This is a genomic window from Bradyrhizobium erythrophlei (genome assembly GCF_900129505.1).
GTDB classification, from domain to species: Bacteria; Pseudomonadota; Alphaproteobacteria; order Rhizobiales; family Xanthobacteraceae; genus Bradyrhizobium; species Bradyrhizobium erythrophlei_D.
This window is the reverse complement of the sequence record NZ_LT670818.1, coordinates 165,586-180,144: the sequence shown is the minus strand read 5'-3', so window position 1 is coordinate 180,144 and position 14,559 is coordinate 165,586. Positions and strand designations below refer to the sequence as shown.

Below are 14,559 nucleotides of genomic sequence, written 5' to 3'. Positions count from 1 at the left end.
GCGTCGTAATCGAGAGGCAACCATGGCACTCAATCTCACTCCCCCCGACATTAGCGAACTCAAGCCGCGTATCACCGTGTTTGGCGTTGGTGGAGCCGGCGGCAACGCCGTCAACAACATGATCACCGCCGGTTTGCAGGGGGTCGATTTCGTCGTCGCCAATACCGACGCGCAGGCGCTCACCATGTCGAAGGCGCAGCGCATCATCCAGATGGGAACCCAGGTCACCCAGGGCCTCGGCGCCGGCTCGCAGCCCGACGTCGGCGCGGCGGCGGCCCAGGAAGTCTTCGATGAGATCCGCGACCATCTCTCCGGTGCCAACATGGTGTTCGTCACCGCCGGCATGGGCGGCGGCACCGGCACCGGGGCGGCGCCAGTGATCGCCAAGACCGCCCGCGACATGGGGATCCTCACCGTCGGCGTGGTGACGAAGCCGTTCCACTTCGAGGGCCAACGCCGCATGCGCACCGCGGAAGCCGGCATCGCCGAGCTGCACAAGGTGGTCGATACGCTGCTGATCATCCCGAACCAGAACCTGTTCCGGGTCGCCAACGAAAAGACCACCTTTGCCGACGCCTTCGCGATGGCCGACCAGGTGCTCTATTCGGGCGTTGCCTGCATCACCGACCTGATGGTCAAGGAAGGCCTGATCAATCTCGACTTTGCCGACGTCCGCGCCGTGATGCGCGAGATGGGCAAGGCGATGATGGGCACCGGCGAAGCCTCCGGCGACAAGCGCGCTTTGACCGCGGCCGAGGCCGCGATCGCCAATCCGCTGATCGACGACAGTTCGATGAAGGGCGCACGCGGCCTTCTGATTTCGATCACCGGCGGCAAGGACCTGACGCTGTTCGAAGTCGACGAAGCCGCCACCCGCATTCGCGAGGAAGTCGATCAGGACGCCAATATCATCGTCGGCGCTACCTTCGACGAGAGCCTCGACGGCATCATCCGCGTCTCGGTCGTTGCCACCGGCATCGAACAGGCGCTGATCCGCAACAACGCGACGCCGGGTGCGACGCTCCCGGCCGCAGCGGTGGCTCCCGCCGCCTCGCCGGAAAACCGCCTGGCCGAACTGACCGCCCGCCTGCGCGCCGACAATGCCCGCCTTGCCGAGCGTGCGGCCCAGAAGATGGACGCGCAGGCCCCGGTGCAGGCGGCTCCCGTTGCGGCGCCGCCGCAGCGCACCTCGAACAGCCACGAACGCGCTGCGCTCGCAGCCATTGCGGCGGCGGTTGCTCCCGAGACCCGGCAACAGCCGGCGGCGTCCGGGCCGCTGCATTCGGCTTCCTATGGCGATGTTACCGTTCGCCCGATCGCCGCGCAGAAGCCGACCCTGTTCCCCGACCACGACGTCACCCGCGTCGAGGTCCAGGAGGCGGCCACGCCCGAAACCTTCATCCCGCAGGCGGCGGAACGCCCGCCGGCGCGGGCGCCACGGATGCCGAAATTCGAGGATCTGCCGATGCCCGCCCAGAACGAAATCCGGCAGGCCCACGGTGATTCGGAGGAAGAGCACCCGCAGAAGACCCGGATGTCGCTGTTGCAGCGCCTCGCCAATGTCGGCCTCGGCCGCCGCGACGAGGAGACCGAGCCGCCAATCGTGGCCCGTGCCTCGGGTCCGGCCATGACGCCGATGCCGCCGATGCCGGAGCGCAAGCCGCAACGCCCGGTCGCCCAGCAGATCGCTTCCAACGATCCGGTATCCGAATACGCTCGCCGGCCAGCGCCGCAGGGCCTGGACGCCCATGGCCGCCCCGCACCTGTTGCCGCCCCGCCACAGGGCGACGATCATTTGGATATCCCCGCCTTCCTGCGCCGGCAGTCCAGCTGAGATTGTTACAATTCGGATGACACCAAAGGTCCCGGCTCCAGCCAGCCGGGACCTTAATTTTTGTGGCGCGCGGCTCGCCGAGCCTGCGTGCCAAGCAACTGATTATAAATGATTAATTTTGCATTTCGTGCTGAGATGGCGCGGCCGAAATCGTCCCCAAACGTTCCGTAATTTGGTCAAGCTTTGGCGCGAATACGGCAGAGATAGGGTAACAATCGGTAAAAAAGCGTGAGTTGGTGCTCTTTAGGGCAGTGGTATTGTCTGCGCGTGACTTGGGGAAACTTAGAGACGAATCACTTGGAACCGCTCGCGTTCTGATCGTGGTTTTGATCTCTTGGTAAGTCGGTAGTGGGCAGCTTTCGCATGAAATTTAGCCGGCAGACAACGCTTCGGTCGCAAGCTACCGTGACGGGCGTCGGGGTACATTCCGGTCTTCCCGTCAATCTGACCGTCGGACCTGCTCCCGTCGATGCAGGTTTTATTTTTGTCCGCAGTGGCCTGGAAGGTCGCGACCGCGAAGTTCAGGCGACAGCGGAATCGGTGATCGCCACTGAATTCGCGACCGTGTTGGGCGACCGCGAAGGTCCGCTGGTTTCCACCGCCGAACACGTGCTTGCTGCATTGCGCGGGATGGGCGTCGATAACGCCACGATCGAAATCGACGGCCCTGAAGTTCCGATCATGGACGGTAGCGCGGCTGCCTTCGTCGCGGCAATCGACCAGGCCGGCATACTGACCCAGTTCGGGTCGCGCCGCTTCCTCCAGATCTTGAAGCCGGTACAGGTCGTCATGGGCGACTCCTTTGGCGAGTTACGGCCTTATGCGGCCGGTTTCCGCGCCGAGATCGAAATCGACTTCACCAATCCCGTGATCGGCCGCCAGAACTATTCGCTCGATCTCACCCCGGAACGGTTCCGCCGCGAGATCTGCCGCGCCCGCACCTTCGGCTGCATGAACGATGTCGCGCGGCTCTGGAGCGCCGGTTTTGCGCTCGGCTCCTCGTTCGAGAATACGGTGGTGTTCGACGAAACCCGCCTGCTCAACGCCGAAGGCCTGCGCTACAACGACGAATGCGTCCGCCACAAGGTGCTGGATGTGATCGGCGATCTCGCGCTGGCCGGCCTGCCGCTGCTCGGTGCCTATCGCTCGGTGCGCGGCGGTCACAAGCTCAATCACGCCGTGCTCACGGCCCTTTTGGCCGACCGCAGCGCCTGGCGGGTGATCGAAGCCGAAACCGCCCGTCGCTCGCGCGTCTATGCCGAAGCCGGCAGTGGCATGGTCGGCGGCATGATCGCCCCGGCCTACGGCCCCGACGTTTCCTGAGTGTCCTCTGGGACATCTCCTGACTTTTGTCCTTCTTCGCGGGGGCCTGCCGCTTCGGAAGGTCCCGACTTGCCCTGAACTCGTGCCGGGACGCATCCCGAGCGCCGCCGCGCACCGTATCCTGCTCAATTCACGGAAGTAACCATGTTCGGCGGCGATCGCCCCAAGCCGCCTTAATCCGGGCGAAATGCCTGCGTATCCGGTTGGTTAATAAACTTTTTTCGGTTAAATGGCCCCGGTTGCATGGCAGGCGCCACGGGCACGGCAATCATGGCGTCCATGAGCAGGCTCAGGGGGCGCGCGCGGGCACTGTAGCACAGGCATCAGGTCTAAAATTCATGTCGGCACGGCGTATGACGCTCGAACTGCGCAGGATATCGGCTGGCGCCCGATTCGGCCGGCAGCTGCGCCTGGCCGCGGGTCTGATCGCGCTCGCGACCTCCTTGAGCGGCTGCGGCACCGGCGCGCTGTGGGACAAGTTCATGGCGAAGGACGATACCTTCGTCGAGGAGCCGGCGGACAAGCTCTACAATGAGGGCTTGTTCCTGATGAACCAGAAAAGCGATCCAAAGGCGGCGTCGAAGAAATTCGAGGAAGTGGACCGCCAGCATCCCTATTCCGACTGGGCGCGCAAATCGCTTCTGATGTCGGCCTATGCCTTCTACAACGCCGGCGACTATGACAGCTGCATTGGTGCTGCGACCCGTTACGTCACCCTGCATCCGGGAAGCCCGGATGCGGCCTACGCGCAATATCTGATCGCGGCCTCGCATTACGACCAGATCCCGGATGTTTCGCGCGACCAGGCCCGCACTGAGAAGGCGATCGCCGCGCTGGAAGAGGTGATCCGCAAATATCCGACCTCGGAATATGCCGTCAGCGCCAAGGCCAAGCTCGAGGGCGCGCGCGACCAACTCGCCGGCAAGGAGATGGACGTCGGCCGTTACTACATGGAAAAGCGCGACTACACCGCCGCCATCAACCGGTTCAAGACCGTGGTCACGCGCTATCAGACCACGCGGCATGTTGAGGAAGCGCTGGCCCGGCTCACCGAGGCCTATATGGCGATCGGCATCGTCGGCGAGGCGCAGACCGCCGCCGCCGTGCTCGGGCACAATTTTCCTGATAGCCCCTGGTACAAAGACGCCTATAATCTTGTAAAGTCGGGCGGAGTCGAGCCGAGCGAGAACACGAGCTCCTACATCTCCAAAGCCTTCAAGAAACTGGGTCTCGGTTAGGGTCTTACCTTCCATGCTGGCGCGTCTTTCGATCCGTGACATCGTCCTGATCGAACGGCTCGATATCGAGTTTTCCCGTGGGCTCGCGGTGCTGACCGGCGAAACCGGCGCGGGCAAATCCATTCTCCTCGATGCCTTCGCGCTGGCGCTCGGCGGCCGCGGCGATGCCGGGCTCGTGCGGCACGGCGCGGAGCAGGGCCAGGTCACCGCGGTGTTCGACGTGCCGAAGGGGCATCCGGCCTCGAAGATCCTCAGCGACAACGGGCTCGACGACACGAGTTCCGAGGATTCGTGCGAGATAATCCTGCGCCGCGTCCAGCTGGCCGACGGCCGCACCCGCGCCTTCATCAACGATCAGGCGATCAGCGTGCAGACCCTCAAAGCGGTCGGCTCCGCGCTGGTCGAGATTCACGGCCAGCATGACGAGCGGGCGCTGGTCGATGCATCCACCCACCGCCGCCTGCTCGACGCCTTTGCCGGGCTCGAGAAGGACGTCACGGCACTGGAAGAGCTGTGGGAGGCCAGGCGCGCCGCCAACGGCGTGCTGGAGGCGCATCGCGCCGACATGGAGCGCGCCGCGCGCGAGGCGGACTATCTGCGCCATTCCTCCGACGAACTGAAAAGACTTGCACCCAAAGACGGCGAGGAGACCGCGCTCGCCGAACGCCGCACCACGATGATGCAGGGCGAGAAGATCGCCGCCGACCTGCGCGAGGCGCAGGACGCGGTCGGCGGCCCGCATTCGCCGGTGTCCGCGCTGTCGGCGGCGGTGCGCCGGCTGGAACGCCGCGCCGGAAATCTGCCGGCGCTGGTCGAACCCGCGGTGAAGGCGATCGACGCGGCGATCAACGCGCTCGAGGAGGCCGACCAGCACCTCCACGCGGCGCTGATCGCGGCGGATTTCGACCCTGCCGAGCTCGAGCGCATCGAGGAGCGGCTGTTCGCGCTGCGCGCCGCCTCGCGCAAATATTCCACGCCGGTCGATGGTCTTGCGGAGCTTGCCAAGAAATACGCCGCCGACGTCGCGCTGATCGATGCCGGCGCCGACCGCCTGAAGAAGCTGGAGGCGGCCGCGGCGGAAGCGGACGGCCGCTATAGCGCCGCTGCCACCAAGCTCTCTGCGGCGCGCACAAAATCGGCGGAGAAACTCAACAAGGCCGTCAACGCCGAACTGGCGCCGCTGAAGCTCGAACGCGCCAGGTTCATGACGCAGATCGATTCCGATCCGAAGTCGCCGGGTCCGCAGGGTTTCGATCGCGTCGAGTTCTGGGTGCAGACCAATCCCGGCACCAAGGCGGGACCGCTGATGAAGGTCGCTTCCGGCGGCGAGCTGTCGCGGTTTTTGCTGGCGCTCAAGGTGGTGCTGTCCGATCGCGGCTCGGCGCCCACTCTGGTGTTCGACGAAATCGATACCGGCGTCGGCGGCGCGGTGGCGGACGCGATCGGTGCGCGGCTGGCGCGGCTCGCGGGCCAGGTGCAGGTGATGGCGGTAACGCACGCGCCGCAGGTCGCGGCACGCGCCAACCAGCATCTGTTGATTTCGAAGGATGCGCTCGACAAGGGCAAGCGCGTCGCCACCCGCGTCAACGCGCTCGCCGCCGATCACCGCCGCGAGGAGATCGCCCGCATGCTGGCCGGCGCCGAAATCACCGCCGAGGCGAGAGCCGCGGCGGAACGGTTGCTGAAGGCGGCGAGTTAGGCGTCGTACCGCCTGCGTGCAGCACCCGGGGAACGCCGCTGATGCCGGCTTTTCTCGCGGCGCACTTCGTCGTATTCAAGCGCCATGGCCAAGACAGCACAACCGAAATCCCCTCCCGATGTCGCCGACCTCACCAAGGCCCAGGCCAAGGTCGAGCACAAACGGCTGACGCTCGAGATCGAGCGCCATGACAGGGCCTATTACCAGGAAGATGCGCCGAAGATTTCGGACGCCGAATATGACGGGCTGCGCAGGCGCTTCAACGCGATCGAGGCGAGGTTTCCGGAATTCGTCTCCAGTGACTCGCCGTCGCAGAAGATCGGCGCGGCGCCGTCGGGCAAATTCAAGAAGGTCCGCCACGCGGTGCCGATGCTGTCGCTCGACAACGCGTTTGCCGAGGACGACGTGCTCGATTTCGTCGGCCGCATCCGCCGCTTCCTCAAGCTCGGCGAAGACGACAGCATCGACTTCAGCGCCGAGCCGAAGATCGACGGCCTCTCGATGTCGCTGCGCTACGAGGAAGGCGAACTCGTCACCGCTGCCACCCGCGGCGACGGCGCCGAGGGCGAGGACGTCACCTCCAACATCCGCACGCTCGAAGATGTGCCGAAAAAACTGAAGGGCCGCAACGTGCCCGACATCTGCGAGGTGCGCGGCGAGGTCTACATGACCAAGAAGGCCTTTCTCGCGCTCAACGAGCGCCAGAAGGCGGCTGGCGACACCATCTTCGCCAATCCGCGCAATTCAGCGGCGGGCTCGCTGCGCCAGAAGGACCCCTCGATCACCGCGTCGCGCCCGCTCGGGTTCTTCGCCTATGCCTGGGGGCAGATGAGCGCGATGCCGGAGGACACCCAGTCCGGCATGATCGGCTGGTTCGAGCGCTGCGGCTTCAAGACCAACCCGCTGACGAAGATATGCCACTCGGTCGAGCAGCTGATCGCGTTCCATCGCAAGATCGAGGAACAGCGCGCCCGGCTCGATTACGATATCGACGGCGTCGTCTACAAGGTCGACCGCCTTGACTGGCAGGAGCGTCTGGGCTTCGTATCACGCACCCCGCGCTGGGCGATCGCGCATAAATTCCCTGCCGAGCGCGCCATGACCGTGCTGCGCGATATCGAAATCCAGGTCGGCCGCACCGGCTCGTTCACGCCCGTCGGCAAGCTCGAGCCGATCGGCGTCGGCGGCGTGATCGTGCAGAACGTCACGCTGCACAACGAGGACTACATCAAGGGCATCGGCGGCGACGGCGAGCAATTGCGCGAGGGCCGCGATATCCGGATCGGCGACACCGTCGTGATCCAGCGCGCCGGCGACGTCATCCCGCAGGTGGTCGATGTCGTGATCGACAAGCGCCCGGACAACGCAAAACCCTATCATTTTCCGAAGAAGTGCCCGTGCCCGCTGCATACAAACGTGGTGCGCGAGGAGACCGCGACCGGCGAGGAGGGCGCGCGCGCCCGCTGCACCGGCGAGTTCGCCTGTCCCTACCAGAAGATCGAGCACCTCAAACTGTTCGCCTCGCGCCGTGCCTTCGATATCGAGGGCCTCGGCGAGAAGCAGATCGCATACTTCTTCGAGCAAGGCTGGGTGAAGGAACCCGCCGATATCTTTACGCTGGAAAAGCGCAACGCAAAACTCAAGCTGGAGGACATCGAGGGCTACGGCCAGACCTCGGTGCGCAATCTGTTCGGGGCTATCGAGGAGCGGCGGCGCATTGCGCTGGAGCGTTTTATCTTTGGGCTCGGCATGCGCCATGTCGGCGAGACCACAGCGCTGGCGCTGGCGCGCGGCTACGGGTCCTGGCAGGCCTTCCACGACGCCTGCCTCAAGGTGGCCAGGGACGACGAGGAGGCGATCGCCGAGATGGACGCGCTCGACCAGATCGGCGACACCGTGATTGCCAGCATCAAGGCCTATTTCGGCGAGAGCCATAACCGCGGCATCGTCGAGCGGCTGACAAAGGAAGTCACCATTCTCGATGCCGAAAAGCCGAAGAGCAATTCGAAGATCGCCGGCAAGACCGTTGTCTTCACAGGCTCACTGGAAAAGATGACGCGCGACGAAGCCAAGGCGATGGCCGAACGGCTGGGCGCCAAGGCGGCGGGTTCGGTGTCGAAGAAGACCGATTACGTGGTCGCCGGCCCCGGCGCCGGCTCGAAGCTCGCCGAAGCCAAGAAGCACGGCGTCGAGGTGCTCACCGAGGACGAGTGGCTGAAGATGATCGAGGGGTGAGGGGGCGGGCGCAGAACGCATGATGCCTCGCCCACACTCCCGTGTCATCATCCGCGAATGCGGATGATCCAGTATTCCAGAGACGGTCGTAATTCGACCGAGAAGCCGTTGCGTACTTGAGTCGCCCGGTCGAACGGGGCGATGAACCATCATTGTGAGGCGACATAAACAACTCCCGCCACCCGACGGGCAAATCACCTGGGCTGTTTTCCGACCCCTCTGTCCAGCCCCTTTTGAAAAAATATTCTGATTTTCAGAAATGCCAAATCAGTTCATATTGCCGTCGTCCCGTCCCACACAGAGGGGCGTTTCGCGATCGTCACGGACGTTGGAGCGGGATGCGGTGGACGCTGACGGTGCTGAAGACGAGAGCACCTGAGGCGGACGGCGAAGTCGTGTGGTTCTGACGCCTCGACGCTGGTGTCAAGTCGGCGAAAACAAGTTTTCGCTGGTGACGGTGACAAAAAAGCCCGATCGCCGGGAAGAGCACGAAGTAAGCCGTAAACCATTGCGCGGGGAATGCCGGGTGTTTTGCCGGTGTGACCTGACTAACGCGTGTGCGCACTACCCACTATCCCTGCACACGCGGCTATCGGGCGCATCGGACGCCCGGCATTCCCTGCGCCCTCTAAATGAGGAGGGCCGAACGAAATGGCAAAACCTCGCGCAAACCCTGCGGCGAGGGTGCGAAACCGTGTCTTGCGAGAATGCGCTGTTCGAAATGCAAGAGTGCGAGAATGAATCGTCAGAGAGTGCATCCGGCGAGTTGCCGTCCTGGCGAAAGTTTGCATGGGCAAAGAGATCGAGGGTGTTGCGTGCCGCTACATCATCCCCGACTCTTCCTCCTCCGCCTGCTCGATCAGTTCCTCGCTCACCACGACGTCGCGACGAGGAACGAGGAAAATCATGGTCGAGGCACAGGCGATCGACAGGATGACGATGGCGGCGTTGAGCGGCATCGGGCTTGCAAAATGGCCGCCGAGCCAGGCGCCGAATTGCGAGAACAGCGAGCCGATGCCCATCTGCAGGAACCCCATCGCGCCGGAAGCGGTGCCGGCGGCTTCGGGGCGAACGCTGATGGCGCCGGCCGCCGAGTTCGACATCACGAAGGCGTTGGCGAACATCACCAGCATCTGGGTGCCGAACAGCCAGGACGGCATCATATTGAGCCCGGCGACGCCCCAGACCAGGTTCAGGAAGGCGCCCGTCAATTGCAGCGCCAGCCCGAACCAGATCAGTTTCTCCAGGGAATGCCGGGGCGCGAAGCGCACGCAGAACAAATTGCCGATCAGATAGGCGAACCCGGTGGCGGCGAACCAGGCGCCATATTCGGCGCTGGACCGGCCCATCTGCGTCACCACGATATAGGGCCCGCCGCCGGCGAAGGTGAAGATGATCTGCGAGGCCAGCACCTGGCACAGCATGTAGCCGATGAAGGGGCGGCTGGTGACGAGATAGCCGACATCGCCGCGGAAATTGCCGCCCCCGGCGCGGACGCGGCGCGTTTCCGGCAGCGTCAGCGCGATCGCCACGGCGATGATCAGCGACGCGGCGGTAATGACATAGAAGATCGAGCGCCAGCCGAACGCGGTTTCGAGCAGGCCGCCGGTCAGCGGGCTCAGCATCTGCGCGATCATCATCACCGCGATGACCAGCGAGATCATCGAACCGATGCGCTCGCGGCTGTAGAGATCGCGAATGATGGCGCGGCTCACCACCATGCCGGTGGCGCCGCCCAGCGCCTGCAGGAAGCGCGCGGCGATCAGTTGCGGCAGGGTCTCGGCGAAGATGCAGGCCGCACTCGCCAGCACCATCAGGCCGAGGCCTGCGAGCAGCACCGGGCGGCGTCCGAAACGATCCGACAGCGGCCCCATGATGATCTGCGAGCAGGCGATGCCGACCATGTACAGCGACACCGTCATCTGCGCGACGGAGATGTCGCGGCCGAACGTGGAAGCCAGCAACGGCAGCGCCGGCACCAGCATATAGAGCGAAATCGGCGCCACCCCGGTCATCGCAACCAGCAACAGCAGCATGATCCGGGACGCCGCGACGCCGTTATTGTCCGTTGCCGCGCCGGGCGGCTTGCCCATCACTCCGTGCATCGAGGTCCGATTCCAGCTGGTGAACCGGACTGTAGCGGTATCGCTCCCCGGGAATACCGACGTTTCGGAATGCGGCTATTCCGTTTCCGGGAGGCGGTTCCTCGGAGCAAGAGAGGGCAAGAGAGGGCAAGAGAGGGATGGTCGCAGCTGCTCATACCGCTGTCATCATCCGCGAAGGCGGATGATCCAGCATTCCGCCGAGCGGAGTTTTAAACCGAGAGGGCGCGGCGTACTGGATACCCGCCTTCGCGGGTATGACAGCCGTTTGCTAATCGCGGAGCATGACAGCTGCGCGCTGGTCGCACAGCTGCAAGCGCTCCTACAGCGACAACGGCTCCGTCGCGGCGTCGAGCCACACCTTGGTGGCCTCGTCGACATGCGGGCGGACCGCGTGGCGGACGCGTTCGTGATAGTCGTTGAGCCAGCTCAGTTCATCCCCGCTCAGCATGTTCAGGTCGATCAAGCGGCGGTCGATCGGCGCCAGTGTCAGGGTCTCGAAGGCGTTGACCGGCTTCTCCGCGCCCGCGATGTCGGTTCCGATCACCAGCTCCAGGTTCTCGATCCGGATTCCGAACGCATCGGTCTTGTAGTAGCCGGGTTCGTTGGACAGGATCATGCCGCGCTTCAACGGCGTGGTGCCGAGTTTCGAGATGCGCGCCGGGCCCTCATGCACCGAGAGATAGCTGCCGACGCCGTGGCCGGTGCCGTGTTCGAAATCGATGCCGGCCTGCCAAAGATATTGCCGCGCCAGCGAGTCGATCTGCGCGCCGGTGGTGCCGTCGGGAAACACCGCGCGCGCGATCGCGATGTGGCCGCGCAGCACGCGGGTGAAGCGGTCCTGCATTTCCAGCGTCGGTGTGCCGATCGCGATGGTGCGGGTGACGTCGGTGGTGCCGTCCTCGTATTGCGCGCCGGAATCGATCAGCAGGAGATCGCCCGGCACGATCCGTCGGTTGCTCTTGCGGGTGACGCGGTAATGCACGATGGCGCCGTTGGGGCCGGTGCCGGCGATGGTCGGGAACGACACATCCTTCAGCGCGCCGGTCTCGCGGCGGAAGGTTTCCAGCGCTTCGACGGTGTCGATCTCGGTCAGCGAGCCGGTCGGCGCTTCGCGGTCGATCCAGGCCAGGAACCGCGCCAGCGCGATCGCGTCGCGCCGGTGCGCATTCCTTGTGCCTTCGATCTCGGTGACGTTCTTCACCGCCTTGAGCAGGCTGACGGGATCGCTGCCGCGCAGGGGCTTGCCGCCGGCGACCGATATCAGCCGGCTCAGCGCGTCGGCGGCGGTCGCACTGTCGAGCGCGATCGTGGCGCCGTGCTGCGCGAGTTCGGTAAGGCTGGGCGCCAGTGCGTCCGGTTCCCTGACATCGGCCGACCGCTCGAGATGGTCGCGGGCGCTGTTCGAGAGCTTGCGGTGGTCGATGAACACCGTGGGTCGGCCGTCCTTCGGCACCAGGGCATAGGACAAAGGCAGCGGCGTATGCGAGACGTCGGCGCCGCGGATATTGAACGTCCACGCCACCGCGTGCGAATCCGACAACACCAGCGCCTCGGCGCCGAGTTTCGCGATCTCCAGTTGTATCCGCTTGAGCTTTTCGGTTTCCGCCTCGCCCGAAAATTGCGTGCCGTGAACCGCGACCGGCCCGAGCGGAGGCTGGGGACGCTCGGTCCATACCGAATCCAAGGGGTTGCTGTCGACGGCGACCAATTCCGCGCCGGCCCTGGCACAGGCCGCCGCCAGCCGTTCGGCCGCCGCCGAGGTATGCAGCCAGGGATCAAATCCAAGCCGGTCGCCGGCCTTGAGGTGGCTGGCCAGCCAGTTTTCCGGCGGCGGATCGACCAGCGGCTCGATGCTCCAGGCCTTGCGGTCGACCTGTTTTGCCGCCTGCAGCGTATATCGGCCGTCGACGAACACCGCGGCCTCTTGGGCCAGCACGATCGCCTGTCCGGCCGAGCCGGTGAAGCCGGTAAGCCAGGCCAGCCGCTCTTCCGAGGGCGGGACATATTCGTTCTGTTGCTGATCGGCGCGGGGTATCACGAAACCGGTCAGGTTCCGCCGCGCCAGTTCTTCGCGGAAGGCGGACAGCCGCGCCGCCAGCGCAACGCCGCTTTCGGGTTCTTCGAACGTCTGGAACAGGGCTTCGAACATCAGGCAAATATCCTGGGCAAATATCCTCGCAAATACCCTAGGCAGAAATCCTAGGATTGAGTGGAAAATTCCGCAATGCGTCACAAATCCTTTCAATCTTGCCAGAGATATGCTTGGATTATTGCACCTGCGTTAGACGGGCTGGAATGAATTGCTGTCACAGGCAGTCGATCCAACGATATCAGGGGGAAAACCCAGGGGTGTTTCAACTCAACGACGAGGGGACACACGATGCCTGCATTTTCGTTTGAGAAGATCTCGCCGCCGGTTCGCCGCGGCCCGATTGCTTCGATCGCCAAGAAACAGCGCGGTGTTATCGTTCAAATCCTGAACCGGTTCGTCGAGGCGCGCGTGAAGCGGACGTTGCGCGAGGAAAAGGCGTCATCGCCCGTGGCCGGCAAAGGCCGAAAGAATAGATCTCGTTGACGCGTTTTCCTCACGCAAACCGGTAACCAGCCCGGATCCAGTCCGGGCCGGGCTTTCGCCCGAAAGTTCCATATTTTCATCCCGTCTTGCGCAGCAAGAGGCTGCTCCAGCCTTCGATCTGAATGCGCCGTTCCAGATTTAGCCCGCGCGCGCGGTAAGCGGCGATCACGCTTTGCGCCTGATGCGGCAGCAAGCCCGACAGAATGACCAGCGCCGATGACGCCAGATGCCGCGCCATCGGCGTTGCCATTTGCCGCAGCGGATTGGCGAGGATGTTCGCCAGCACCAGATCGAAGGGTCCACGTCGCGCGAACTCCGGTGCGGAGAAGCCGGTGGCGTGGACGGTCTGCACCAGATCGCCCGTGCCGTTGAGTCGGGCATTGTCGCGCGCCACCTTCACCGAAAGCGGATCGATGTCGCTCGCCAGCACTTTGATCTGCAGCGCCTTCGCCGCCGATATCGCCAACACGCCGGTGCCGGTGCCGAGATCGAGCACGCGCCGGGGGCGATACGCCTTCAGCACCTGATCGAGCAGCAACAGGCAGCCGCGCGTGGTACCGTGGTGGCCGGTGCCGAACGCCAGCGCCGCCTCGATCTCGATGCCGAGTTTGTTGGGCGGCACTTTGGCGCGGTCATGCTGGCCGTGCACGATGAAGCGCCCGGCCCGCACCGGGACCAGTTCTTCCAGCGTCGCCTTGACCCAGTCCCTGGCCTCGACGATGTCGAAGGCGATGTCCCCGGCGATTTCGCCAGCGGCGGCGAGGCCGACCAGCTCGCGGACCGAGGTCTGGTCGGGCGCCTCGGCAAAATGCACGGTGATGTTCCAGCGCCCGCCGGGCCCCTCGAACGCGGCGATCGCGGCCTGGCCCTCGAAAAAACTCTCGTTCAGGAGATCGACCACGCGCTTGGCGACGTGTTCGTTACCGATCGCAAAACTCGCGCGGTGGGTAGACGGGGTGAGAGCGGAGGTCATCGAGGGTCCGGGCAATGCAAAGCAGCCCGATAAACCTTATCCCTTGCGACATCAATGACCCGGCACGGGGTCGTGGCGGCGCCAATCCATTCGGCAGGATTTTTCGCGCTCAGGCGTCGGCGGGGACCCGAAACAGGCGGTCGATCAGCGCCGTTTGCGCGCCGCCGGTCTGTTCCAGGAATTCGCTGACGTCCAGATCGTCGAAGCCGGCATGCCCGGAAGCCTGCCATTCGTGACGCACCAGCAACCGCCTGGTTTCGGGATCGAAGACCAGAGACCACCAATCTTCGTCGGCCGCGCCGGGGCCCCGAAAGCTTCGGTAGAATTCATCCTGGATCGCAGCCATGTCCGCTCCTTTGCGTGCCTGCTGCCCGGCATTATAGCGGCGGCAGGGGCCGGGGGCGATAGGTGGGGCACCGCGCATCTCGAACCCGGACGCCATCCGCGCGTTTGACACTGCAGCAAGCAAGGGTTGTTCACAGCCTTGTCCAGGGAAATATACAGGGGCTATCCACAGCCCCGGCGCTGACGTCGCACGCCCCCGCGTTGCTCGACGTTCGCGTATGCAGGTTGTATC

General features: G+C 64.5%; 10 protein-coding genes. 6 read left to right on the top strand and 4 right to left on the bottom strand.

Annotation, left to right across the window (positions count from 1 at the left end):
- Positions 1-22 precede the first annotated feature (22 nt).
- The 5 genes from ftsZ (at position 23) to ligA (ending at position 8,329) form a co-directional block, all read left to right on the top strand.
- Positions 23-1,834 (top strand): cell division protein FtsZ, encoded by a 1,812-nt coding sequence (ftsZ, locus tag B5525_RS00795; RefSeq protein WP_079564041.1) that lies wholly within the window; start codon positions 23-25, stop codon positions 1,832-1,834.
- Positions 1,835-2,197: 363 nt separating this feature from the next.
- Positions 2,198-3,157: a UDP-3-O-acyl-N-acetylglucosamine deacetylase gene (gene lpxC, locus B5525_RS00790; protein ID WP_079564039.1), complete on the top strand. Its 960-nt coding sequence runs from the start codon at positions 2,198-2,200 to the stop codon at positions 3,155-3,157.
- A 338-nt stretch (positions 3,158-3,495) separates the two neighbouring features.
- A complete protein-coding gene (locus tag B5525_RS00785; protein ID WP_079564037.1) occupies positions 3,496-4,395 on the top strand; it encodes an outer membrane protein assembly factor BamD in 900 nt (299 codons plus the stop codon).
- Between the two features lie 13 nt (positions 4,396-4,408).
- Positions 4,409-6,094 carry a DNA repair protein RecN gene (recN, locus tag B5525_RS00780; RefSeq protein WP_079564036.1) on the top strand — a complete coding sequence of 562 codons (1,686 nt, stop codon included), beginning with the start codon at positions 4,409-4,411 and terminating at the stop codon, positions 6,092-6,094.
- A gap of 84 nt (positions 6,095-6,178) precedes the next feature.
- Complete coding sequence (gene ligA, locus B5525_RS00775) at positions 6,179-8,329, top strand: NAD-dependent DNA ligase LigA (protein ID WP_079564034.1); 2,151 nt, start codon at positions 6,179-6,181, stop codon at positions 8,327-8,329.
- A gap of 821 nt (positions 8,330-9,150) precedes the next feature.
- On the opposite strand, the gene B5525_RS00770 is transcribed toward ligA, so the two are convergent.
- Both B5525_RS00770 and B5525_RS00765 read right to left on the bottom strand, forming a co-directional pair.
- Positions 9,151-10,434 (bottom strand): multidrug effflux MFS transporter, encoded by a 1,284-nt coding sequence (locus tag B5525_RS00770; protein ID WP_079564033.1) that lies wholly within the window; start codon positions 10,432-10,434, stop codon positions 9,151-9,153.
- A gap of 319 nt (positions 10,435-10,753) precedes the next feature.
- A complete protein-coding gene (locus B5525_RS00765; protein WP_079564031.1) occupies positions 10,754-12,583 on the bottom strand; it encodes an aminopeptidase P family protein in 1,830 nt (609 codons plus the stop codon).
- Between the two features lie 231 nt (positions 12,584-12,814).
- Between B5525_RS00765 and B5525_RS00760 the strand changes: the two genes are divergently transcribed.
- Positions 12,815-13,009 (top strand): hypothetical protein, encoded by a 195-nt coding sequence (locus B5525_RS00760; protein WP_079564029.1) that lies wholly within the window; start codon positions 12,815-12,817, stop codon positions 13,007-13,009.
- A 76-nt stretch (positions 13,010-13,085) separates the two neighbouring features.
- Here the strand turns inward: B5525_RS00760 and B5525_RS00755 are convergent, their stop codons facing one another.
- A complete protein-coding gene (locus B5525_RS00755; protein WP_079564027.1) occupies positions 13,086-13,982 on the bottom strand; it encodes a 50S ribosomal protein L11 methyltransferase in 897 nt (298 codons plus the stop codon).
- 109 nt (positions 13,983-14,091) lie between these two features.
- On the bottom strand, positions 14,092-14,328 hold the full coding sequence (locus B5525_RS00750; RefSeq protein ID WP_079564025.1) for a hypothetical protein: 237 nt from the start codon (positions 14,326-14,328) through the stop codon (positions 14,092-14,094).
- Positions 14,329-14,559: the final 231 nt, after the last annotated feature.